At 67.5% G+C, this 22139-nt stretch carries 22 protein-coding genes; 12 read left to right on the forward strand and 10 right to left on the reverse strand.

Going from position 1 to position 22139, the window contains the following annotated elements; all coding sequences use genetic code 11:
- The first annotated feature begins 91 nt into the window (after nt 1-91).
- Nucleotides 92-1588 (forward strand): aldehyde dehydrogenase family protein, encoded by a 1497-nt coding sequence (locus tag F8178_RS01680; protein WP_317492784.1) that lies wholly within the window; start codon nt 92-94, stop codon nt 1586-1588.
- 21 nt (nt 1589-1609) lie between these two features.
- Here F8178_RS01680 and F8178_RS01685 read toward each other — a convergent pair whose 3' ends face one another.
- The 4 genes from F8178_RS01685 to F8178_RS01700 all read right to left on the reverse strand — a co-directional run bounded on the left by F8178_RS01685 (nt 1610) and on the right by F8178_RS01700 (nt 6174).
- Complete coding sequence (locus F8178_RS01685; protein WP_317492785.1) at nt 1610-3382, reverse strand: ABC transporter ATP-binding protein; 1773 nt, start codon at nt 3380-3382, stop codon at nt 1610-1612.
- Nucleotides 3379-4980 carry an ABC transporter ATP-binding protein gene (locus tag F8178_RS01690; RefSeq protein ID WP_317492786.1) on the reverse strand — a complete coding sequence of 534 codons (1602 nt, stop codon included), beginning with the start codon at nt 4978-4980 and terminating at the stop codon, nt 3379-3381. The genes F8178_RS01685 and F8178_RS01690 overlap by 4 nt, the downstream gene beginning before the upstream one ends.
- A 128-nt stretch (nt 4981-5108) precedes the next feature.
- On the reverse strand, nt 5109-5306 hold the full coding sequence (locus F8178_RS01695) for a DUF397 domain-containing protein (protein WP_317492787.1): 198 nt from the start codon (nt 5304-5306) through the stop codon (nt 5109-5111).
- 25 nt (nt 5307-5331) lie between these two features.
- Complete coding sequence (locus F8178_RS01700) at nt 5332-6174, reverse strand: helix-turn-helix transcriptional regulator (RefSeq protein WP_317492788.1); 843 nt, start codon at nt 6172-6174, stop codon at nt 5332-5334.
- A gap of 137 nt (nt 6175-6311) precedes the next feature.
- Here F8178_RS01700 and F8178_RS01705 point away from each other — a divergent pair, with 137 nt between their 5' ends.
- The 6 genes from F8178_RS01705 to trpS all read left to right on the forward strand — a co-directional run bounded on the left by F8178_RS01705 (nt 6312) and on the right by trpS (nt 11189).
- A complete protein-coding gene (locus F8178_RS01705; protein ID WP_317492789.1) occupies nt 6312-6698 on the forward strand; it encodes a hypothetical protein in 387 nt (128 codons plus the stop codon).
- A gap of 166 nt (nt 6699-6864) precedes the next feature.
- Entirely contained in the window at nt 6865-7539 is a 675-nt protein-coding gene (locus tag F8178_RS01710) for a hypothetical protein (RefSeq protein WP_317492790.1), read from the forward strand.
- A complete protein-coding gene (locus F8178_RS01715; protein ID WP_317492791.1) occupies nt 7539-9056 on the forward strand; it encodes a PEP-utilizing enzyme in 1518 nt (505 codons plus the stop codon). The genes F8178_RS01710 and F8178_RS01715 overlap by 1 nt, the downstream gene beginning before the upstream one ends.
- A complete protein-coding gene (locus F8178_RS01720) occupies nt 9053-9928 on the forward strand; it encodes a phytanoyl-CoA dioxygenase family protein (protein WP_317492792.1) in 876 nt (291 codons plus the stop codon). Before F8178_RS01715 ends, F8178_RS01720 begins: the two co-directional genes overlap by 4 nt.
- A 56-nt stretch (nt 9929-9984) precedes the next feature.
- On the forward strand, nt 9985-10131 hold the full coding sequence (locus F8178_RS01725) for a hypothetical protein (protein ID WP_317492793.1): 147 nt from the start codon (nt 9985-9987) through the stop codon (nt 10129-10131).
- 47 nt (nt 10132-10178) lie between these two features.
- The gene (gene trpS, locus F8178_RS01730; protein WP_317492794.1) at nt 10179-11189 is read left to right on the forward strand and encodes a tryptophan--tRNA ligase; all 1011 of its coding nucleotides are present in this window, start codon (nt 10179-10181) and stop codon (nt 11187-11189) included.
- Between the two features lie 126 nt (nt 11190-11315).
- Here the strand turns inward: trpS and F8178_RS01735 are convergent, their stop codons facing one another.
- Nucleotides 11316-12317 (reverse strand): NAD-dependent epimerase/dehydratase family protein, encoded by a 1002-nt coding sequence (locus F8178_RS01735; RefSeq protein WP_317492795.1) that lies wholly within the window; start codon nt 12315-12317, stop codon nt 11316-11318.
- Between the two features lie 151 nt (nt 12318-12468).
- On the opposite strand from F8178_RS01735, the gene purS reads away from it, so the two are divergent.
- From purS to purL, 3 genes are read left to right on the forward strand one after another with little or no spacing between them, the layout of a single operon-like run.
- Nucleotides 12469-12708, forward strand: a complete 240-nt coding sequence (gene purS / locus F8178_RS01740) for a phosphoribosylformylglycinamidine synthase subunit PurS (RefSeq protein ID WP_317492796.1) — start codon at nt 12469-12471, stop codon at nt 12706-12708.
- Nucleotides 12705-13382: a phosphoribosylformylglycinamidine synthase subunit PurQ gene (gene purQ, locus F8178_RS01745; RefSeq protein ID WP_317492797.1), complete on the forward strand. Its 678-nt coding sequence runs from the start codon at nt 12705-12707 to the stop codon at nt 13380-13382. The genes purS and purQ overlap by 4 nt, the downstream gene beginning before the upstream one ends.
- Nucleotides 13379-15670 carry a phosphoribosylformylglycinamidine synthase subunit PurL gene (gene purL, locus F8178_RS01750; protein WP_317492798.1) on the forward strand — a complete coding sequence of 764 codons (2292 nt, stop codon included), beginning with the start codon at nt 13379-13381 and terminating at the stop codon, nt 15668-15670. Before purQ ends, purL begins: the two co-directional genes overlap by 4 nt.
- 14 nt (nt 15671-15684) lie before the next feature.
- On the opposite strand, the gene F8178_RS01755 is transcribed toward purL, so the two are convergent.
- The 4 genes from F8178_RS01755 to F8178_RS01770 all read right to left on the reverse strand — a co-directional run bounded on the left by F8178_RS01755 (nt 15685) and on the right by F8178_RS01770 (nt 19442).
- Nucleotides 15685-16305 (reverse strand): hypothetical protein, encoded by a 621-nt coding sequence (locus tag F8178_RS01755; protein WP_317492799.1) that lies wholly within the window; start codon nt 16303-16305, stop codon nt 15685-15687.
- 174 nt (nt 16306-16479) lie between these two features.
- Nucleotides 16480-17538 carry a hypothetical protein gene (locus F8178_RS01760; RefSeq protein ID WP_317492800.1) on the reverse strand — a complete coding sequence of 353 codons (1059 nt, stop codon included), beginning with the start codon at nt 17536-17538 and terminating at the stop codon, nt 16480-16482.
- Nucleotides 17539-17751: 213 nt separating this feature from the next.
- Nucleotides 17752-18546, reverse strand: a complete 795-nt coding sequence (locus F8178_RS01765; RefSeq protein WP_317493058.1) for a lysozyme — start codon at nt 18544-18546, stop codon at nt 17752-17754.
- Between the two features lie 290 nt (nt 18547-18836).
- Nucleotides 18837-19442 (reverse strand): type VII secretion system-associated protein, encoded by a 606-nt coding sequence (locus tag F8178_RS01770; protein WP_396344952.1) that lies wholly within the window; start codon nt 19440-19442, stop codon nt 18837-18839.
- 119 nt (nt 19443-19561) lie between these two features.
- Between F8178_RS01770 and F8178_RS01775 the strand changes: the two genes are divergently transcribed.
- Nucleotides 19562-19939 carry a sterol carrier family protein gene (locus F8178_RS01775; RefSeq protein WP_317492803.1) on the forward strand — a complete coding sequence of 126 codons (378 nt, stop codon included), beginning with the start codon at nt 19562-19564 and terminating at the stop codon, nt 19937-19939.
- Between the two features lie 26 nt (nt 19940-19965).
- Here the strand turns inward: F8178_RS01775 and F8178_RS01780 are convergent, their stop codons facing one another.
- On the reverse strand, nt 19966-20802 hold the full coding sequence (locus F8178_RS01780; protein ID WP_317492804.1) for an SAM-dependent methyltransferase: 837 nt from the start codon (nt 20800-20802) through the stop codon (nt 19966-19968).
- Nucleotides 20803-21060: 258 nt separating this feature from the next.
- On the opposite strand from F8178_RS01780, the gene F8178_RS01785 reads away from it, so the two are divergent.
- Nucleotides 21061-21945 carry a DUF5753 domain-containing protein gene (locus F8178_RS01785; protein WP_317492805.1) on the forward strand — a complete coding sequence of 295 codons (885 nt, stop codon included), beginning with the start codon at nt 21061-21063 and terminating at the stop codon, nt 21943-21945.
- Nucleotides 21946-22139: the final 194 nt, after the last annotated feature.

The raw sequence follows: 22139 nt of genomic DNA on the forward strand, positions 1-22139 counted from the left end.
ACCCCAGGATTCCCGCGCGGGAGCCACCGCTGTTGGCGATATGCCAGCAGGTGCGTAGGCTTGAAGCGAGCCGAGCTGACGGAGGCAGCAGATGACCAGCATGGCAGCTGAACAGGGCACGGTGGCCGAGACGTTCGACTCGTTGAACCCGGCCACCGACGATGTGGTGGGCACCTATCCGATGCACACCCCCGAGGACGTGCGCGCCGCGATCTCCAGGGCACGCGATGCCGCCGTCTGGTGGGACGCCCTCGGCTACGCGGGCAGGGGGGAACGGCTGCGCCGCTGGAAGGGTGTGCTCACCCGCCGCATGGATGAGCTGGCCGAGGTGGTGCGCGCCGAGACCGGCAAACCGCTCGGCGACGCCCAGCTGGAGGCCGTGCTGGCCATCGAGCACATTGATTGGGCCGCCCGCAACGCCCGTAGGGTGCTCGGCCGCAAGCACCGCGCGCCGGGGCTGCTGCTGTCCAACAACGACGCGACGGTGGAGTACCAGCCGTACGGGGTGGTCGGCATCATCGGCCCGTGGAACTACCCCGTCTACACCCCGCTCGGCTCGGTCACCTACGCGCTGGCGGCGGGCAACGCCGTGGTGTTCAAACCGAGCGAGTACACACCGGGGGTCGGCCGTTGGCTGGTCGAGGCCTTCGCCGAGGTCGTGCCGGAGCACCCCGTACTGCAACTGATCACCGGCTTCGGCGAGACCGGGGATGCGCTGGTCCGGGGTGGTGTCGACAAGATCGCGTTCACCGGATCCGCCGCCACCGGAAAGAAGATCATGGCGGCCGCTGCCGAACGGCTCACCCCGGTGCTGATCGAGGGAGGCGGCAAGGACCCGATCCTGGTCGACGCCGACGCGGACGTCGACGCGGCCGCCGACGCCACCGTGTGGGGCGCCTTCGCCAACGCGGGCCAGACCTGTGTCGGGATCGAGCGGGCGTACGTGCACGAGCAGGTCTACGACGAGTACCTCGCTCGGGTGCTGGAGAAGACCAAGCAGGTCAGGGGTGGCGCCGACTCGCGGGCGCAGTACGGGCCGATGACGATGCGCTCGCAGATCGAGGTGATCCGCAAGCACATCGCCGACGCGCTCGCCAGGGGCGGCCGGGCACTGACCGGCGGCATGGAAGCTATCGGTGATCGGTGCGTGCAACCGACCGTGCTCGTGGAGGTGCCGGAGGACTCGTCGGCGGTGCGGGAGGAGACGTTCGGCCCGACGGTGACGGTCGCGAAGGTGCGCGACATGGACGAGGCGGTGGCCAAGGCCAACGATTCCAGCTACGGTCTCGGCTCGACGGTCTTCTCGCGGTCGCGGGGCACCGAGATCGCGAGGAAGCTGCGCACCGGCGCCACCGCCATCAACGCGCCGCTGAGCTTCGCGGGTATCGCTTCGCTGCCGTTCGGCGGGCTCGGCGATTCCGGTTTCGGGCGGATCCACGGTCCGGAGGGCCTGCGCGAGTTCGCGCGCCCCAAGGCGATCGCCAGGCAGCGCTTCCCCGCGCCGATCCCGCTGACCAGCTTCACCCGCACCGAGAAGACCGAGCAGCTGGTCTCCAAGGTGATGTCGTACCTGCACGGTAGGAAGTGACCGCTGCGGCAGGCGGGCCGCTCACCCCGCGGCGTCGACCAGCCTGGCGTAGGAGCCGCCTGCGGCCATGAGCTCGGCGTGGCTGCCGAGTTCGGCGACCTCGCCGTCGTGCAGCACCAGGATGCGGTCGGCCTCGCGCGCGGTGGCCAGCCGGTGCGTGATGGAAATGATGGTGCGCCTGGCGAGCGCGGCGCCAAGCGACCGCTCCAGCTCGCGGCTGTCCCCGTTGCCGAGTGCGGCCATGGCTTCGTCGAGCACCACGATCGGCGGGTCGGCCAGCACCACACGGGCCAGCGCGATCCGCTGCGCCAGGTCCGGCGTCACCGGGTGCGCCCCGGGGCCGAGCACCGTGTCCAGCCCGTGCGGCAGCGTGGTGACCCACTCGCCCGCGCTGACCACCTCGAGCGCTGCCAGCAGCCGCTCATCGGGGCACTCGCGGTCGGTGAGGGCGAGGTTGTCCCGCAGGCTTGCGGCGAACACGTGATGCTCCTGGGTCAGCAGCACCAGCTCGCGCCGCAGAGCCTCGCGCGACCACCCGTCGATACCGGAGCCGCCGATACACACCGTTCCCGAGTCCGGCTCGGCCAGGCCCGCCAGCAGCCGGGCCAGCGTGGACTTGCCGGATCCGGACGGCCCGACCACCGCCAGGTGCTCGCCTTTCGGCACCGCCAGCGTGATGCCGTGCAGCACCTCGTGACCGGGACGGTAGGAGAACCGCACCTCGTGCAGGAGCAGGTCGTGGCAACCGGGTGCCGTAGCTGTGCCCTTGTCGCTGTCCTCGCCGTGCGGGTTGCCGTCTGGATGGCCGGCGGGGGCAGGGGTCTGCCGCACACCAAGAATCCTGCGCAGCGCGGTGTTGCCGATTTGCAGCTCCTCCACCCAGAGCAGTAGCTCGTTCAGCGGGCCGCCCATCGCCAGCAGGTAGAGCACCACCGTGGTGATCGTGCCGAGGCTGACGTGCCCGGCATCGTAGGCCCACCCGCCGAGCGGCAGGATCACCACGACCGGCAGCAGGTAGGACAGCTCCAGACAGGACAGCCAGCGTATGAGCAGGCCCCGGTGGGCGTACTCCTCGTCGCGTGCCGCCGCGACGGCGCGCCGGTTGAGCTCGGCCCGTCGCGCCGCCTGGCCTAGCGTCTCGATGGTGCGCGCACCGTGCACCGATTCGGTGGTGCTGGCCTGCACGGCGCCCCAGCCGGACAGGAGCTGCTCGACGACGGGCAGCGCGCGCGGCAGGTACCAGCGGGTAGTCAACACGATGACCGGGATCGCGACCAGCATCCCGACCGCGAGCAGCGGCGAGGTGGCGATCACGGCGCCGGCGGTCAGCGTGACGGTGACGGTCGAGGTGAGGATCTGCGGCGCCGCGTAGCGCGCGGCGTACTCGATGCGGTCCACGTCGGTGGTCGCCCTGCTGAGCAGGTCGCCCGTGCCTGCGGCTTCGATCGTGCCGACCGGCATGGCCAGCGCGCGCCCGACGAACTCCTCGCGGGCGGTCGCGAGCACGTGCTCGCCGAACGTGGCGGCCCGCATGTGCGCCATCTTGCTCAGCACAGCCTGCACGATCAGGATGCCGAGGAAGGCGAGCGCGAGCGCGTCGACGGGCAGCTCGGTCTCACCCGCGACGGTGTCGACGATCAGCCCGAGTATCTGGGGTCCCGCCAATCCGCAGGTGGCGGCGAGGATGAACCAGGTGAGCATGGTGACGAACAGCCGCCGGTGGGCACGCGCGACGCCGCGCAGCCACCGCCGCACGTCCCTGCTGTTCGCCAGCGGCAGCGGTGCCGGGATCATCGGCTCACCTCCCGGTCGTTGGCGGGAGCGTTCGGGGCGTGCGCTGCCGCCTGCCGCCACAGCTCGCTTCCGGTGAGCACCACGGTGGTGCGCCCGCTCCGCAGCTGCGCCACCCGCTCGGCGATGCGGGCCTCGCTGTGCGCGTCCACCGCGGAGGTGGGCTCGTCGAGGATCAACACGTCCGGGTCGAGCGTGAGCGCCCGCGCCAGGATCAGGCGTTGTCGCTGACCTCCGGACACCGACCGGCCGCGCTCGCTGACGATCTCGGCGTAGCCGTCGGGGAACGCGTCGATGATGTCGGTCGCGTCTGCGGCGGCGACGGCCCGCGCCACGTCCACGCGGTCGCCCGCGGCCAGTTCGGTACCGACCGGGCCGGAGAACCACAGGTCGTCGCCGAGCACCAGGACGACGCGGCGGCGCAGCTCGTGGTGGCGCACGCGGGCGATGTCGATCCCGCCGATGCGCACCGCGCCCGGTTCGACGCCCGCGAGCCGTTCCGCGCGAGCCCGGTCGGGCGGCAGCACGCTCAACCTGCCCGCAGGCAGGTGATCATGCTCGTCGGTCACAGCCAGCGGCCCCGGTGGCAGTGGGAGCGGGTCGGCAGGTTCGCCGTGTGATCGGCTTCGCCGGACGAGGCTGTCGACCTTGCGGACCGCCACGATCGCCGAGGCGAACTCCTCCGCCGCTTCCGTGGCGGCCTTCACCGGCACGACGAGGAACGCTGACGCCCCGTAGAAGGCGATCAGCTCGCCGGTGGAGATGGTGCCGTCCAGCGCCAGCCGCGCGCCCAGCCAGGTCACCGCGACGGTTACCAGACCGGGCAGCGCGACCTCGGCCGAGGCCAGCCAGGACTGCACCTTGCCGACGCGCAGCCCGGCGCGGAGCACCTCGCGGCTGGTGCGGACGAACCGTTCGCGGAATGGCGCTTCCCCGCCGATCCCGCGCAGGATGCGCAGCCCCGACACGATGTCGGCTCCCATGGCGTTGACCTCGGCCGCTCGCTCGCGCTGGGCTTCCTTCCTGCGCACCAGCGGCCGCATCAGCGGGCCGATACCTACCACGGCGAGCGGAACACCCACCATCGCGACGGTGCCGAGCAGCGGGGAGATCGTGATGAGTGCGGCGCCGAGCGCGCCGAAGGTGATCACCGCCCCTGCCGCTCGTCCGAACAGCTCCATGGCGTTACCGGTCTGGTAGACGTCCTCGGAGCCCATGGCGACGACGTCACCCGTCGGCACCTGCCGGGGCAGGTCCGCCCCCAGTTCGGTCACCGCTGTGACCAGCGCGTGCTGCGCGCTGGCCGAGCCGTGCACCCACATGGTGTGCGAGGCCCAGGCGGACACGCCAGTGGCGCAGGCCTGGAGCAGGGCGAGTGCCGCGACCACGGCGATCCACATCCCCAGCGTCTGGGCATCCCCAGCGGCGATGCCGTCGTCGATGGCCACGCCGACGACGAAGGGCAGGGCCGCGCCCGGCAGCAGCGTGAAGGCACCGGCGATCGCCGAGGTGGTGGCCAGCCATGGTCGGGTGCGCAGCGGCGTACGCAACCGGAAGCGACGACCGTTGTCCTCGGTCCTGCTGCTGGCCGGGCGGCGCATGGGTCAAACGAACCCGGATGTGCTCATGCTCCGGAAGCTACTCGTAGCGTGCCGGACGCCTCAACGGATTTTCCGCGACCGCGCACTGGCGGCCCGCCTGCGGGCGGAGTGCGTCGGGTGGGGACGGATCAGGCGAGTCGGCCGTGGCGCATGCCCGCCAGCAAGGCGTCCCACTGCTCGGCGGTGATGTGGTGCGCGCCGCCGTGACGGTCCTTGGTGTCCCGGAGCCAGCGTCCACCGTCCGCCGCGAAGGCCACCTCGACACAGGTTTGGGCTCCCTCGCTGAAGCTGGACTTCCGCCACCGCAGGTCTTTCGGCTCCGGCATCAGCACGTCGTCGCCCTTCCCACGCCTACATGGACAGCTCCTTGATGCGCCGGTCGAGCAGTTCCAGCGTGCGCTGCGGGCTCAACGCGGCCGCCCGTAGTGTGTCATAGGCGAGGTCGTAGACCCGCACGTGCTCGCGGCCGAGGTAGTCGCTGCCGGTCAGCGCCTCGATGTAGACGATGCCCGGCCGACCCTCGAGCAACGTGACGATCGTGAAGCAGACTCCGTGGCTGGGGTAGGCGCCGCCGTCGAAGGGCACGACCTGCACGGTGACGTTGGGCTCGCCCGCCAGCGCCCGGACGTGCTCCAGCTGCCCGCGCAGTACGGCCCTGCCGCCGATCTCGCGGTGCAGCGCCTCCTCGCCGACGACCACCCAGAGTCGCGTCGGTTCCCCGCGCATCAGCCTCTCGATCCGTGCGGCCCGCTCCTCGGCCCGGGGTTCCACCTCGGATCGCGCCGTGCCGACCGCACTGCTCAGCATCGCGCGGGCATAGTCGACCGTCTGCACCGTGCCAGGGAAGCTGTCGGCGAGGAAGATCTTGACCTCGGTCGCGGCGGCTTCGAGGTTGACGTACTTGGTGGCCCACTCGGGCACGCGGGCTGGTGGGAGCTTGCGCCGCGCCTCGGTGGCGAGCTTCTTGAGCACGCTCGCGCGGTCCGCCTCGATGCCGAAGACGGACACGAGCTTGGCCAGGTCCCGGTCGGTGACACCCTTATCGCCCTGCTCGACCTTGGAGAGCTTTCCGGTGTACCACCCGAGTTGCTTGGTGGCCGCTGAGGTGGACAGGCCCGCGCGTTCCCTGGCGTCGCGGATTTCCGCGCCGAGCAGGATGCGCTGTACGACCGGTCCCGGGTCTGTGTCGGTCACGGCGCACAGTCTGCCCTATCGGAAGTGCTGACACCAACGCTGCCCCACGAGAGTGAACTTTATATTAGTGACATTGCTATCGGAATTTCCGGTGTATGCTGGCACCAACACGCCGATCGAGAGGGAAGGGTGCTGTGATGGCCGAGTCCACGGACGCGATGAATGCTGGGGCGCACCCGCTCGATGTGCTCGTGCCGGACCCGTCCGGGAAGCCGCCGCTGTGTGACGAGGAGAGGTTCGCCGAGATCCTGGCCAGCATCGTCGCCGACGAGGCCCCGCGCCTGTTCGCGGTGGTGGAGGAGTACGGGCGGCGGGTGGATGCCCGCATCGCCGGTTGGGGCCTGGCCTTCGCCGAGCGCGCCGAGGTCGTCAGTATCGACGGTGCACTGCGGATGAAGCTCAACACGCCCGAGGAGGCGTTGCGCGGGTTCGGCTTCGGCAGTCACATCACCGCGCGGCTGGTCTGGTTCGACCCGGACGCCGCCACCCCGGAACTGGACGATTCGGCTGCGGACGAGAGTTGAGATGTGTCCGGCTGGCTACTCTCACGGAGTTCCGTGACGCGGGGCATCGTCGAGCGATCGCGACTGCGGCGTTGCTCCATGCGGATTGTGGCCGTCGACAAATCGCCACTTCGTTCAGTAATGTAAATACTACTACTAGTAGCTCACTGTGGGGAAGGATGCTTGTATGAACGAGGTCAACCTGACCATCAGCTGTGCGGGGATGATCAACGGTGAGATTGTCACGGTGTCGGGTGGTGGACTCGGTTCGTTCGACCGGGGAACGCTGGCAATGAACTTCAACTTCTCCACGATCCCCGACGGTTTCACCGTTTACTGCGCGGCGCTTTGGACCGGTTGTTGTTCGACACCGACGTTCGCTATCGAGCAGGACGGAGGAGTCAACATGCTCACTCTCTCGGGCGGGCGCTACCGATGCGCACGGCGTTTCACATTCGGCCCTTACGGGGCGTACGACTACAACTACGAGATCCGGTTGGATGAGACGACGGGCACGATGACCGCCACGGGCGTGGTCGACGGAACAGTCGGACTACCCGAGATCGTCGGTGTGGACGATGGTTTTACCGAGATGATGGTGCCGGTCGGGCGCCACGAGGTCCGTTCCTACTCGTCCACGACGTTCACGTCCGCGTCCGGCGAAATCATCCCGGTAGGCGTCGAGGGTCGTTACACGCCACTGGATGACGACCGGAACGCCGATTGGACTTGCTGCGCGACAAACCAGGTCCGGAAGTCCTTCATCAACGTACTCGATGCCGAGGAGACGAACCTCTCGCTTGAGTACCACACTGTGGTAAGCGGCATCACCGCACCGGACCCAGTGCTTCATGAGGACTGATGGACCGAGGAGCCCAACGCGAAGTCGATTCTGACTGCTCCGTTGAGTTGATTTACCCGCCGTCGGTACACGAAGTGGCAGGCTGGGAAACGAACACGATGCCACTACCGATAACGCCGCTGGAATTTGACCTCCAGGCGTGTTCGTTCGCTGACGGCTTCGGTCAAGCGCTGTCCAGCATGCTTGGACGACATATCCGTGTGGCGGTTCGTTCGCGAAACGGACGGCTGGACAGCGTTATGACGACTGCTCCCGACATGCCAGAGGAGGTCGGCCAATGGATGCACACAGAGCTTCGGGTCGATTGGCGTCGTCGCGTACGACCAACCGCGCTGCGATACGAACAGTTCTTCAGCGCGGCAGACGCGGTGACCCCAGGCGGCGTATCTGACGTACTCCGAGCGACGACGGCGCGCATGACGACCGTGACGTTTCAACATCACACGTTGATACTGCCAGCACGTCTGGCCATAGTGGAGTTCTGCGAGTTCGCGACCGCCGAGGACATCACGGGCTCCGAGTTGGAGGCGTTGACATTACTGGCGGGCCGAAGCAACGCCACTACCCGTATCGCGACGCGCTTGTGGGACTATCGTTCGAACAAGTGTGATCTTCCGCCCTTAGCGCAGGAAGGCGAGGGCTACGGTTTGGCATGTCCAGGCTGGTTGGAGAGCCAACAAGTCCCAAGGTTGTTGGCCGAACTGTACGCTCGGTGCGGCCGTAGCCCTCGAGAACTGGTCGTCCAATCATCTCGACGTCGCGGACGCAGATGGAATCGCATCAAGCGAACCCTCGCGCGCAAGCCTGTTGCCGTCCTCGAAAGATTCAATGAGTTACATGATCGCGCTCGACAGGCCGTGCGGTTGACCGAGGATCACGCACCGTTAATACACGCACGATTGCCGCACGCCATGCGCCAGTTGGTTCATCGACTGGGCTCGCGTCTTGTCGATCGAGGCCTGCTCGCCGCCCCGGAAGACTTGTTGTATCTACGACCGCACGAGGTGCGGAACCACGACCGCGACGACGACCGCACGCAACAGCGCCGAGCGGAGTGTGCCGAGTTCGACCTCCAACCGAACATGGCCACGAACCCTACGAGCGACAACGACCCGCTTGGAGACGGCCCCGTGGCCCGGCGCATGCGGCGTGTCTTCACTTCAAGCGCTTGCAACGGCGATGACGGTGAGGGCCGTAGTGTGGGATGCCCCGCATCGCCGGGCGCGGGACGGGGACCACTTCGGCGCGTAGAACGACAGGCCGACCTGGCTAACGTTGAGCCCGGCGACGTCGTTCTCGCGGCAGGCAGCGGAGCCGTCTGGAGCTATGCCGCACCAGCAGCCAGCGGTTTTATCATCGCTACCGGAAGCCCCTTCGGCCACCTTGCCTCCCTCGCCCGCGACTACGCGCTCCCGTGTGTCGTCGGTGTCGAAGGGCTCGGATGCGTCGATGATGGTCAACCGGTTGAGGTCGACGGAACCACGGGCGCAATCAAGTACGATGGCAGGAAGCCATGAGCGGTGCACCTGGAACGTTCATTCGTGACGGCTACCACATTATCCGTGGCGTGTTCAGTCGCGAGGAGATCGCGAATTTCCGTCAGCTACGAGACGACGCTGAGCGCGACTGGTGTTTCGTTAACGGGAGCACCGAGCGCCCCGTCGTGGTCGGAGATCTGTTGGAGCGATATCCTCGTGCCATCCTCAAAGTCGTCGCACATCGGGCGATCCTCGGACTGGCGGATTCGATCCTGGGACCGTTCGTGCAGCTCGATAGTGTCGTGCTCCACACGAGTGAGCCTCGATCGCCGGAATACTATAATGGCGTCGTCTGCTGGCATCGCGATCGATTCGGCTCGTTTCCCGTCGGAACTTTCACGCGTCCGCTTGCGGTGATCGTCTTTGTCTACTTACAAGATATGGATCTCAAGACAGGACCGTTGAGGGTGATTCCGGGAAGTCACCGGAATCCGGTCGAGATAGCGACGACTGAACTCACCGAGCCGCATTCGCAGGAGCGGATTGTCTCGTGTTCTCCTGGTGACGTGGTCGTAATACATAACAATCTGCTTCACTCCGGAACACATAATGTTTCCGAGGATGAGCGACGCTTCCTCGGCGTAAGCTACACACTGTCGTGCATGGGATCGCGCCACGACACCTTCGATGGCCCGAACTGTCGTGCGCTCCTCGAGACCGCACGACGTATGCACGACCGCCGTCTGATGCGACTGCTCGGGGATGACGACCAGATACTTACGCGGCAGAACACGGGTTTCACAACCGCACACACGGGTTGGGATGAATGGCGCGAGGAAGATCAGAGATACGCCGCCGAAGCCTCCGAGGAACGACGCGCCGTGGCCGACGTGTGGGGTTGGTCGCCGTGACGTGGTATCGCAGCGAGACACCGGAAGAGATAGGAACGAGTGTCTTGGAGATGATCGTGACGAGGACGAGGGAAGGCCGCCCGAGCTGTGTCGGCGCCTACGCCGACCTCGCGCGCCGCTTCGACGTGACGGAGGAGGCCATCGCCGCGGCCATGGCTGCACCAACGGAAGGCCAGCGGTTGTCTCCGGACCCTGCCCGCTAAGCTGCGGTGGGAGTAGTAGGCACACCGCTCGTAACTTTGAGGATCACATGTCATCGGAAGCCGCCGCGACGAGGCCGCGTGTCCTGTCCGGCATCACAGCGACAGGCAAGCTGCACATCGGTAACTACATCGGCGCGCTGAGTGTTTGGGCGCGGGAACAGGACCGATTCGAGAACTACTTCTTCATTGCCGACCTGCACGCGCTGACGATCCCGGAGAACATTCAGCCCGATGCGCTGCGTGAACGTGTTACCGAGATCGTGGCGCTGTACGTGGCGTGCGGTCTCGACGTCGACAAGTCCGTGCTGTTCCTCCAGTCGCGAGTACCGGCGCACGCCTCACTGGCCTGGATATTCAACTGCGTGACGCCGATCGGCTGGCTCGAACGGATGACGCAGTACAAGTCGAAGTCAGACCGTGCCAACCCCAGCGCCGGTCTGCTCACCTACCCCAGCCTGATGGCTGCTGACATTCTTCTCTACCAGCCGGACTTCGTCCCGGTTGGCGACGACCAGCGCCAGCACATCGAACTGACGCGTAACATCGCGCAGCGATTCAACAGTATGTTCGGGGAAGCTTTCAGCATTCCTGAGCCCATGATCCGCACGAGCGGCGCCCGGATCATGGGGTTGGATGACCCGAACGTCAAGATGAGCAAGAGTCTCGCCGAAAGCCGTGACGGCCACGCGGTCGGCCTGCTCGATCCACCGAACAAGATCCGTAAGACGATCATGCGTTCGGTCACCGACTCCGGGACCGAGGTGCGGGGCGACGGTCTGGGGGCGGGTGTCGAGAACCTGCTGGTGCTGCACGAGGCGCTCACTGATACCACCCGCGAAGACTCGCTCGCCGAGTTCGAGGGAAAAGGCTACGGGGTGCTCAAGAAGGCCCTCGCTGAGGTCGTGATCGAGCATGTGAGCGCGATCCAGGAGCGCTATAACGAGATCCGGGCGGACCGTTCCTACCTTGATCGTATCTTAGCGGAAGGTGCGGAGAAGGCCGCGAACATCGCCGACGAGACCGCTCGCAACGCGATGCGGTTGACGGGTTTGTTGTAGTTCGACGGTTATCTCGGTTTCCAGCCGACCGTGACCGGCCGCTTCGTTTAGCTGCGGCGCCAGGCCCGCCGGACCGCCACAACGGTCCGCCGCGCCCTGCGGCACGCAGCATGAGGTGGCGTGCGGTCACGAACTCCGATCCAGCGCCTCCAGCACCGCACGCTCGTCCTCGGCGGTGATGCCCGCGATCCGTTCGCGGTCGATGCCGAGTGCGCGTTCGTGGTCCAGCGCGGCCGTGGCCGCGTCGGCGAGTGGGCGGACTGCCAGACCCGCCTCTCGGGCGGGGGCCGGATCGTGGGCGGCCAGCCCGTAGTGGGTGGGTGGCAGCCACAGCGGGAGGGAGCGCGGACCGCCCCACGGCTGGATGCCTGCCTGCTCCAGGACATCAGGCGGCACCGCGACCAGCTCGGCGGGCACGCCGACGGCACCGGCGACCCCTTCGAGCAGGTCGAGCAGCGCCATCGTCGGCCCGACCGCGTCGAAGGTGCCCGCCAGGCCCGACCGCGCCGCGTCGAGGATCCACGCGGCGAGGTCGCGCACGTCGATGTACTGGATGGGCTGCCCGGGGGAATCCGGGACGACCACGCGCCCGCCCCTGGCGAACCGCGCGGGCCAGTAGCCGAACCGGTCCATCGTGTCCCCGGGGCCCGTGATCAGGCCCGGCCGGACGACGAAGGCACGGTCACCGAGCTGGTTACGCACCTCGTCCTCGCAGGCGACGTTCACCCGGCCGTAGGCGTTGGGGTCGCCGTCGGCAGCTGCCGCCGTGCCGTGCAGCGGTGCGTGCACCTCCGCTCCCGGCGATTGGCCGGGCGTGGCAGTGTCCGCGTAGACGTTGATCGTGGAGACGTAGGTCCAGTGGCCGGTGCGCGCGCCGAGCTCGTCAAGTGCCTCCCGGACCCACGGGTACGATCCGCTCGCCACGTCCACCACGGCGTCGAAGGTCTGCTCGGTCAGCGGCGCCAGCGCGCCGGGCTCGTTCCTGTCGACCCGGACCATGCGCGCTCCGGCAGGAGCGTCCCCCGTCACGCCCCGTGCCGTGCAGGTCACCTCGTACCCCCGCCGAGTCGCCTCTCGCGCCACGGCCCCGCCGAGAAAGCCGGTCCCACCCAGTACCAGTAGTCGCATACGGGTCACCCTGCCGTGATCCAGATCGCCGTGTCGACGACTCTCGCACAGGGCGAACATGCAGCTCGGGTAGGCTGACGGTGTTTCCGGCCCGCGTTCGCACCGCCGGTGACCGATCCCGCGAACGACCGCGAACAACGCAGGAGAGTACGTGGCCAGAGTCGTCGTCGACGTCATGCCCAAACCGGAGATCCTCGACCCCCAGGGGCAGGCTGTGGCCAACGCGCTGCCGCGCCTCGGCTTCGGCGGTGTGCGTGACGTCCGCCAGGGGAAGCACTTCGAGCTCGATGTCGACGACTCCGTCGACGACGACACGCTCGACAAGATCGCCGAAGGCTTCCTGTCCAACCCGGTGATCGAGGATTACGTGGTACGGCGGGTGGAGCCGTGAGGATCGGCGCGGTCACCTTCCCCGGCACCCTGGACGACGTGGACACGGTGCGCGCCATCCGACACGCGGGCGCCGAGGCCGTGGAACTGTGGCATGGCGACGCCGATCTGCGTGGCGTCGACGCCGTCATCCTTCCCGGCGGCTTCTCGTACGGCGACTACCTGCGTGCGGGCGCGATCGCCCGGTTCGCGCCGGTGATGGAGCGGGTCATCGAGGCCGCGCGCGGCGGCATGCCGGTACTGGGGATCTGCAACGGTTTCCAGGTCCTCTGCGAGGCAGGGCTGCTGCCCGGTGCGCTGGTGCGCAACCACAAACTGCACTTCGTCTGCCGCGACCAGTGGCTGCGGGTAGAACGCGCCACCACGGCGTGGACCGGCCGCTACGAGCCCGGTGCGGAGATCCTCGTGCCGGTCAAGAACGGTGAGGGCGCCTACATGGCCGCCGAGCGGGAGCTCGACGAGCTGGAAGGCGAGGGGCGTGTGGTCTTCCGGTACCTCGAGGAGAACCCCAACGGATCCCGACGCGACATCGCGGGGATCTGCGATGACACCGGCCGGATCGTGGGCCTGATGCCCCATCCCGAGCACGCCGTCGACGCGCTGACCGGCCCGAGCGACGACGGGCTCGGCATATTTCTTTCCGCCATGGACAGCTTCGTCAAGGGAGCGGCATGACCTCCACCCAGCCGCACGTCGAGACGGTCTCCCACGCTGCGGCGACCCCGGATGCGCCTCAGCCGTACGCCGAGCTCGGCCTGGCCGACGACGAGTACGAACGCATCCGCGACATCCTCGGTCGCAGGCCGACCGAGGCGGAGCTGGCGATGTACTCGGTGATGTGGAGCGAGCACTGCTCCTACAAGTCCTCCAAGGTGCACTGGCGTCACTGGAAGGAGAACACCACCGAGGAAATGCGGGCCAAGATGCTCGCCGGTATCGGTGAGAACGCGGGTGTGGTGGACATCGGGGACGGCTGGGCCGTCACCTTCAAGATCGAGTCACACAACCATCCGTCCTATGTGGAGCCATACCAGGGCGCGGCGACCGGCGTCGGCGGGATCGTCCGGGACATCATTGCGATGGGGGCACGCCCGCTCGCGATCATGGATTCGCTGCGTTTCGGCGCGGCCGAGGCCACCGACACCAAGCGGGTGCTGCCCGGCGTGGTCGCGGGTATCAGCGGCTACGGCAACTGCCTTGGCCTACCGAACATCGGCGGCGAGGTCGTCTTCGACCCCTCGTACCAGGGCAACCCGCTGGTCAACGCGATGTGTATCGGGGCGATGCGAGCTCAGGACCTGCATTTGGCCCACGCATCCGGGACGGGCAACAAGGTCGTGCTGTTCGGCGCGCGCACCGGCCTGGACGGTATCGGCGGGGTGTCGGTGCTGGCCTCGGAGACCTTCAGCGGTGACGAGTCCGGCGCCGGGCGCAAGAAGCTGCCCTCGGTGCAGGTGGGTGATCCGTTCACCGAGAAGCTGCTCATCGAGTGCTGCCGCGAACTGTTCCGTGAGGAGCTCGTCGTGGGCATCCAGGACCTGGGCGGTGCCGGGCTGTCCTGCGCGACAAGCGAGCTCGCCTCCGCGGGTGACGGCGGAATGCGTGTGGCGCTGGACCGGGTGCCGCTGCGGGCCGAGGGTATGACCCCGGCCGAGGTGCTCTCCAGCGAATCGCAAGAGCGGATGTGTGCCGTGGTCCGGCCGGAGGATATGGACGCCTTCCTGCGGGTGTGCGCCAAGTGGGACGTGCAGGCGACCGAGATCGGTGAGGTCACCGACGGCGAGCGGCTGGAGATCACCTGGCACGGCGAGACCGTTGTGGACGTGCCGCCGGGTTCGCTGGCGCACGAGGGGCCGGAATACCACCGACCGATCGCGCGTCCGGCCACCCAGGACGCGTTGCGGGCCGACACCCCGGACGCACTGCCGCGTCCGAGCGGTCCGGCCGAGCTGCGGGACACGGTGCTGCGCATGATCGCCTCACCGAACCTGTGTTCGCGGAGCTGGGTGACCGATCAGTACGACCGCTACGTGCGTGGTGGCACGGTGCTGGCGCAGCCCGCCGACGCTGGCATGATCCGGATCGACGAGGAGACCGGCCGTGGCGTGGCCGCCGCGACGGACTGCAACGGCCGCTACGTCAAGCTCGACCCCTACGCCGGTACGCAGCTGGCGCTGGCCGAGGCCTACCGCAACGTGGCCACCGGCGGTGCCATGCCGCTGGCGGTCACCAACTGCCTGAACTTCGGCTCGGCCACCGATCCCGGCGTGATGTGGCAGTTCGAGCAGGCGGTGCGCGGGCTGGCCGAGGGCTGCCGGGAGCTGGGCATCCCGGTAACCGGCGGCAACGTCAGCTTCTACAACCAGACCGGGGACACCGCGATCCTGCCGACACCGGTGGTCGGGGTGATCGGGGTGATCGACGATGTGCGCCGTCGCATCCCGACCGGTATCGGTGCCGAGCCGGGCGAGACGCTGCTGCTGCTCGGCGAGACCGCCGACGAGTTCGGCGGCTCCGACTGGGCGGACGTGATCCACGGCCACCTCGGTGGACTTCCGCCCGCTGTGGACTTGCGGCGCGAGAAGCTACTCGCCGAGATCCTGGTTGCTGGTTCGCGCGACGGCATGATCTCGGCCGCGCACGACGTCTCCGGCGGCGGCCTGGCGCAGACGCTGGTGGAGACCGTGCTGATCGGACAGACCGGCGCCCGTGTGCTGCTCGACGAGGACCAGGACCCGTTCGTGCAGTTGTTCTCGGAGTCCGCGGGCCGGGTGCTGGTGGCGGTGCCACGCACCGAGGAACTGCGGTTCACCGAGCTGTGCTCAGCGCGCGGCCTGCCCTGGCGCAAGGCCGGGGTGAGTGACCCGGAGTCCGGCAGGCTGGAGATCCAGGACATCGCGTCCTTCACCCTCGACGAGCTCCGCCAGGCCTGGGAGGGCACCCTCCCAGCGCTGTTCGGCTGACCGCCGGGAGGCCGTCAGAGGAACAGGAACAGCTGCACGCACCAGCTGTCGTCGACGAGCGTGGAGTACACGCTACCGTCGGCCTCGTTGCCGGTGAGGGTTCCGGAGATCTCGGCGTTGGCCATGGTCGCGTGGTCTTCCTCGACGCTGACCGACTCGATCTGAGCGCTCTCATTGACGGCGTGCTCGATGTTGGTCCGGTTCATCTGTTCGACATCCTCTTCCTCGCAGAGCATTCCGGTCGCCACGTCGACCTCGCCCCCGTTGATGGCGGCGACAAACTCCTCGATCACCCGCGCGCCGTCTCCCCCGGAAACATCACCATCCCCGCCGGTTCCGGCGTCCTCGCTACCCTCGTCGTCGCTTACCGTGTCCTGATCGCCTGCGTCCTCGCCACCGGGCTCCTCCGATTCGTCTTGCGCCACCGTGCCCACACCATCGGCCTGACCCGCCACCTCGTCGTCGAGAAAGAATCCGGGAGCGACAAAGCCAGTGACCAGGACGACGGCGGTAAGCAGTGCGGTGGCGGCGAGTCCGATCCGCCACCTCCTGCGTCCGGCGGCGTGCGACGGGCTGTTCTCGTCGGCCGCTTCGTTCGCCTCGTGCGATTCTGGGTCGTGGCTAGCGTCGGTCACGGGTTCCCTCCAGGGATGTCCGGGCTCGCCTCGGTGCTGGCCGGGACACGAGCATCGAGGCGGCAAGGTACGGAGGTGAGCAGTATGTCAGGTCGACATCATTCTTGTGAGGGATGCCCGGAAGGTGACGCCTCGATCCGGTAGCCGGAGCCCGGGATGCCGGTGGCAGCTGCCTCAGTGGAGGCTGAAGCTCTCCACGCACCAGTCGTCGTTCTCGGAATCGACGATCAGCAACCCGCTCATCTCGCCCGGCTCGCCGCTGCCTTCGAGTTCGGCGCTGAACCAGCTGTCGAACTCCATTCCGGGGTCGGTCGAGGAGATCTCGACATCGGCGTCGATCGCGGCCTCGATGCTGTCACCGACTATGTCGGGCGCGTCCCCACAGAGCACCCCGGTCGCGGCGTCCTCGTCACCGTCGTTGATGGCTTTGACGAACTCGTCGAGGAAGTCCCTGGCCTCGGTGCCGAGTTCACCCTCGGGCATGGTCTGGCCAGGGTCCTCTCCCGGCATGTCCGGATCGCCCTGACCGGGGAAGACGTCCTCGTCGAACATGGCGTTGTCGACGCACCAGGAGCCGTCCTCGTTGGTGAGTTCGAGCGTCATCGTCAGCTCGCCGTTCTCACCGGCCAGCTCACCGTACTCACTGGTCAGCTCGATCGGCACGGTGGCGAGGTCGTCGGACTCCTCGGTAGCGGGTCCGGCGATCGTGACGGTCTCCTTGATCTCCTCGGACACGTTCAGGTCCTCTTGGGTAGGCAGCCTGTCCTCGTCCGCCATGGTGGACTGCTCGCACACCACAGCCGTCATCGTGCTCGCGTCGCGCTCGTTCCAGCCGTCCACGAACGTCGCGGCCACCTCGTCCGGGTCGTTGCCGCCGTGGAAGAAACCGGGGGTGACGAACCCGGTGATCAGCACAGCCGCTACGGCGAGTACGCCCGCACCGCCCGCGCCGAGTCCGATCCACAGGCCGGTGCGCTTGCCGTTGCCGCCACCGTGGCCGGGATCGAAGCCGCCGGGCGGCATCACACCCGGCGGCGGACCACCGGGGGGCATGCCACCGGCTGGCGGGTACGGGCCTGGCCCGTACTGGCCGTACGCTCCCGGATAACCGCCCTGCTGGGGATAACCGCCCTGCTGGGGATAACCGCCCTGCTGGGGATAACCGCCGGGCTGCGGCTGCTGGTACGGGTCCCCCTGGCCCGGGTGTCCCCCTGGTTGCGGTGGCTCGGTCATGGTGTGGCCCTCCCCATCTCGGTGCGTCCGCCTGGTGCTCACGCGCTACGACGTGCCTTGCGGTGACGCGGTTCCACGTGACGTGCCGGTGCGTGACACTCGCGGCGTATTGTGCCGCCTCGACGCGCACACCGGTGCACCGGGCACCGCCCGAGCCGGCTCGCCACGCGAGTCGGGGCCAACGGGGAGCCCGCACCACACACTCCGTTCGGATCAGCCGGAGGCGATGGCTTCGAGCTGGCTGATGGTGCCGTTGAACTCGTTCTTGTCGATGGGATCGTCGGTGTACTGCCAGAACGTGTAGTAGTGCCACCCGGGAGGCAGGTGGCCCGGCTGGTCCGCGTACCGCGCGATCCACAGTGGAACCGTTTCGCCGAAGTCGTGATCGTCGCCGACGCACAGCTTCCACCAGGAGGTGGAGGTGTAGAACACGGGGTAGCGTCCGGTCATGTCCTTGTAGGTATCGTGGAAGTCCTCGATCCACGACACCATCTCCGGCTTGGACTTGTCGTAGCAGTACTCGCCGTACGGGTTGTACTCGAGATCGGCCACACCGGGCAGGGTCCTGCCGTCGTCGCTCCACCCCCCGCCGTTGTTGACGAAGTACTCCGCCTGAGCCGCGCCGCTGGACCTGTCGGGAAGCGCGAAATGGTACGCGCCGCGGATCATGCCGACGTCGTAGGAACCGTTGTACTGCTGGGTGAAGTACGAGTTGCGGAAGCCGGTGCCCTCGGTGGCCTTGACGTAGGCGAAGCGCTTGCCCTCGTCCCACCAGTACTCCCAGTCGACCTCCCGCTGCCATCCGCTGACGTCGATACCGCGCACATCGGAGCGTGTGTTGGAGCGTTCGCGCTCGCCCGTTCCGGTTCTCGGGCTGGGCGAGCCCTCGACTCGTGCGATCTGGGATCCCATCGACGCTCCGTGGGCGTGGTGCGGGTGGCCGTCCCGATCACCTTTCCTGGAGTCGGTGGACGCTGCGGCGGGTATCACCGAGCCGAGCAGCAGCATGCCCGATACGAGATGGACGGTCGTGGCGTTGAGTCGCGTCCTGAATGTGGAGCGCACGGAGTTCTCCTCCCACCGGGTGCAGGTCTGCGGTGCCGATCGCTGCTGTCCGGACGGCACCAGCGCCAACCGCCTCGCCGTGACGAGCGCAAGACGAGGGCAGGGATAAGGTCGGGACGTGCGTTCCGGCAGCTGATCGACATCTGCCGCACCATCATCACCCGATCACGGGCGCTCCACACATCGAGCGTCACCTGGTCGAGTGAGACCGCGCGAGGGCGGGTGTGCGGGTGCTACCGCTGCCCGCGAGCGGCGATTTCCAGGTGACGCGCGGGAATCACCGCGGTCACCATCTCGTGGGGGTTGATCGCCAGTGGATGGCCTGCCAGGAACGGCAGCAGCTGCCGCCCGGTGAGTTCACGCGCACCGGGCCAGTCGGCGGGCACCATGGTGCGGCTGGTGTAGGCGGGTACCACGATGCGACCGGTGCGGTCGTAGAAGCCGGTGAGGTTGTTCTGCCTCGGCGAGACGGCGTAGACGTACAGTATCGACCGCAGCACCACAGGTGGCAGGTCGGACACGGGCCGGTGCTGGGCGTCCACCAGCTGGAGCAGCTCTTCGAGCTCCGAGGTCGGCTCCGGGTATCCGAGCGCCTTCGGTGATGGCAGGTAGTCCTCGTTGGGGTGGAACGACTCCACCACGTCCCCGTTGGTGTCAACGGGGTACGAGCCGACCACCGCGAACTGCGGCACGTCACCGTCCGGGTCGTAGGCTTCGTCGATCACGTGGAGCCAGGTGCCGGGGTTCCGGCGCGCATGCGCTCGCATGGATTCGGTGATCGGGGGTGTCGGCTGGATGCGCTGCTGCCGCACCTTGCCTGACTCGTCCGGACTCGCCATCGGCATTCCATCGCTCGGCTCGTGATTTCGGTTACGTGATCATCCTATGCCTGCCTGACTGGGCAGGCTGTTGGCCGGGGTTCACGGTATACCGGCCGGTGCGTCGTACGCTGGGTGGCGTGGTTGCGTCCCGGCGTGCTCCCGATCCCGGTGAGGTGCGTGACGCCCTCGCCGCCGTGACGGCCTGGCTGGATGGACAGGCCGGGAAACCGGCGCGTGCCGAGCTCGCCACTGCGGTGCGGCTGACGTTGCGCGCGTTGCAGCACCGCGCCCCGGGAAGCAGCGTGGAGGTCCGTGTCCCGCCGTTCGCCGCGGTGCAGTGCATCGCGGGGCCGCAGCACACGCGCGGTAACCCGCCGAACGTCGTGGAGGCCGACCCGCGCACCTGGCTCGAGCTGGCTTGCGGCCGGATGCGGTGGGCAGAAGCCGTCGATGGTGGCCGGATCAGCGTATCCGGCACGCGGGCCGACCTGTCCGACTGGCTTCCGGTCGATTGACCGGTGCGTTCGTCGGGGCTTGCCCGCTACGGCTTGTAGGCCACCCCGCCCGCGATGCAGTGGGAGACTTGGCTGAGCGGCTTGAGTCGCGGGCCGTCCGGCCACCATTCGGCGCACTTGACCACGCCGGGCTCGACGAGTTCGAGCCCGCAGAACAGGTCCTCGATCTCGGCGGCGGTGCGGAAGGTGCCGGAGCCCATCGGGCTGTGCCGGAAGACCTCCTCCATCTTGCGCGCCACGGTGCTGTGTTCGTTCTCCGGATCCAGGAAGTGGCTGATCGCCACGTAGGAGCCGGAGGGTAGCGCGTCGATGTACTCGCGCATGATTTCCTGCGGGCGGTTCTTCGGGCCCTCGAAGTGGTGCAGCGTGCCGAGCTGTAGGAAGGCGAGGGGCTCGGTGAAGTCGATGTGGGTGGCCACGACTTCGTCGGCCAGCACGGCCTGCGGGTCGTAGATGTCTGCCGGGGAGAAGTGTGTCCGGTCGTTCTCCTCGAGCAGTGCGCGCCCGTGGGCGAGCACGACGGGATCGTTGTCGATGTAGACCACCCGCGCCTCCGGCTGGAGACGCTGCACGACCTGGTGGATGTTCTCGGCGGTCGGCAGGCCGGAGCCGCAGTCGAGGAACTGGTCCATCTCGGCCTGGCCTGCGAGGAAGCGGCACACCCTGATCAGGAACGCTCTGTTGTCCAGTGCCAGCTCCTGCGCTTCGGGGGCCTTGGCCTTCACCCCCTCGAACACCTGCCTGTCGATCTCGTAGTTGTCCTTACCCCCCAGGAAGGCGTCGTAGACGCGCGCGATGCTCGCTCGCGTCGGATCCACCCCCACTGGGGCGCGCTCCTCGTTCCGGGTTGTCGCACCGGTCATCGCACACCTCGCAGGTATCAGCTGGACGTCGTGACGTGGGTCATGTCACGCGTAGGGTAGTGAGGGCAAGCCTACGTGCAACATGCACCTGCATGGGACCCCTGTCGCACGGATCGACCAACGGTTCGTGATTGGGCGACTGCGTTGCGCATAGTAAACTGTCCCGAGTTCCGTGTCCGGCCCGCGGTGATGGTTGCCGGACGCGCCGCGGGATCACGGGGCACGCACATCCACCGATACCGACACGAGGATGCGGCAATGGCGACGTGGGCACGCGGAGATTCGGGAAACGAGCAGATCGGAGCGCCTTCGGCGCGGCGCATGATCCTGGGGGCGCGGCTGCGCAGGCTACGGGAGCGCGAGGGAATCAGCCGCGCGGCCGCCGGTAACGCTATCCGGGGTTCCGAGTCCAAGATGAGCAGGCTGGAGCTGGGTCGGGTCGGTTTCAAGGAGCGGGACATTCACGACCTGCTCACCATGTACGGGGTGCACGACTCCGAACAACGGCAGGAGTACCTTGATCTCGCGGCAGAGTGCAACGAGCCTGGCTGGTGGCAGCGGTACGAGGGTGTCATTCCGGGCTGGTTCAACGAGTTCGTCGGCCTTGAAGAGGTCTCGTGGCGTATCCAGGCCTTCGAGTTGCAGTTCATGCCCGGGCTGCTGCAGACGGAGGACTACACGCGTGCCGTGGTGTCGCAATTCGGGGTCGGCATGTCCACCGAGCAGATCGAGGAACGCGTCGCGTTGCGCATGCAGCGTCAGAAGCTGCTCGCTCATCCGGAATCGCCGCGCTTCTGGTGCATCATCGACGAATCGGTACTGCACCGGCCCGTCGGTGGCCGGGCCGTACTGCGTAAGCAGATCGACGCGGTGCTCGAGCAGAGCGAGATGCCGCATATCACCGTGCAGGTGCTGCCTTACGACCGGAGCGGCCACGCGGTGGAGGGCTCGTTCTCCATCCTCCGGTTCCGTGAACCGGAGCTGACCAACATCGTCTATGTGGAGTACCTGCACGGAGCGCTCTACCTGGATCGCGCCGACGAGCTCGAGCGGTACGGCCGGGCGTTGGACCGTCTGGCGGTCGACGCCGAGACCCCGATCAGGACCAGGGAGTGGCTGGCGAAGGTGCGCAACGAGTTCTGACGTCACCCGTCTGGCCGTGCTGGCGTCCCGTGCTGGCGAATAGCGCACGGTGAGTAGGCAGATCTCCGGACTTTGTCGCCTGAGTTAGTGATTTATCGGTTGGTGCGGCACCGGCGTGTGCACGTGCATTCACACGTGCATGGTCAACTGCTACGGTCTCGCCGCGAGAGCAATGCACGTGCAGAAGCACGTTC

The sequence above is a fragment of the Haloechinothrix sp. LS1_15 genome (genome assembly GCF_033042135.1).
GTDB lineage: Bacteria > Actinomycetota > Actinomycetes > Mycobacteriales > Pseudonocardiaceae > Haloechinothrix.

Bases quoted from the DNA above. Each gene is read 5' to 3' on its own strand.
- F8178_RS01685 (WP_317492785.1), bottom strand. From the start codon at position 3,382: ATGATCCCGGCACCGCTGCCGCTGGCGAACAGCAGGGACGTGCGGCGG.
- F8178_RS01705 (WP_317492789.1), top strand. From the start codon at position 6,312: ATGGCCGAGTCCACGGACGCGATGAATGCTGGGGCGCACCCGCTCGAT.
- F8178_RS01710 (WP_317492790.1), top strand. From the start codon at position 6,865: ATGAACGAGGTCAACCTGACCATCAGCTGTGCGGGGATGATCAACGGT.
- F8178_RS01715 (WP_317492791.1), top strand. From the start codon at position 7,539: ATGGACCGAGGAGCCCAACGCGAAGTCGATTCTGACTGCTCCGTTGAG.
- F8178_RS01780 (WP_317492804.1), bottom strand. From the start codon at position 20,802: ATGACCGGTGCGACAACCCGGAACGAGGAGCGCGCCCCAGTGGGGGTG.
- trpS (WP_317492794.1), top strand. From the start codon at position 10,179: ATGTCATCGGAAGCCGCCGCGACGAGGCCGCGTGTCCTGTCCGGCATC.
- purL (WP_317492798.1), top strand. From the start codon at position 13,379: ATGACCTCCACCCAGCCGCACGTCGAGACGGTCTCCCACGCTGCGGCG.
- F8178_RS01690 (WP_317492786.1), bottom strand. From the start codon at position 4,980: ATGCGCCGCCCGGCCAGCAGCAGGACCGAGGACAACGGTCGTCGCTTC.
- F8178_RS01720 (WP_317492792.1), top strand. From the start codon at position 9,053: ATGAGCGGTGCACCTGGAACGTTCATTCGTGACGGCTACCACATTATC.
- F8178_RS01680 (WP_317492784.1), top strand. From the start codon at position 92: ATGACCAGCATGGCAGCTGAACAGGGCACGGTGGCCGAGACGTTCGAC.
- F8178_RS01765 (WP_317493058.1), bottom strand. From the start codon at position 18,546: ATGCTGCTGCTCGGCTCGGTGATACCCGCCGCAGCGTCCACCGACTCC.
- F8178_RS01695 (WP_317492787.1), bottom strand. From the start codon at position 5,306: ATGCCGGAGCCGAAAGACCTGCGGTGGCGGAAGTCCAGCTTCAGCGAG.
- F8178_RS01760 (WP_317492800.1), bottom strand. From the start codon at position 17,538: ATGACCGAGCCACCGCAACCAGGGGGACACCCGGGCCAGGGGGACCCG.
- F8178_RS01735 (WP_317492795.1), bottom strand. From the start codon at position 12,317: ATGCGACTACTGGTACTGGGTGGGACCGGCTTTCTCGGCGGGGCCGTG.
- F8178_RS01785 (WP_317492805.1), top strand. From the start codon at position 21,061: ATGGCGACGTGGGCACGCGGAGATTCGGGAAACGAGCAGATCGGAGCG.
- F8178_RS01770 (WP_396344952.1), bottom strand. From the start codon at position 19,442: ATGGCGAGTCCGGACGAGTCAGGCAAGGTGCGGCAGCAGCGCATCCAG.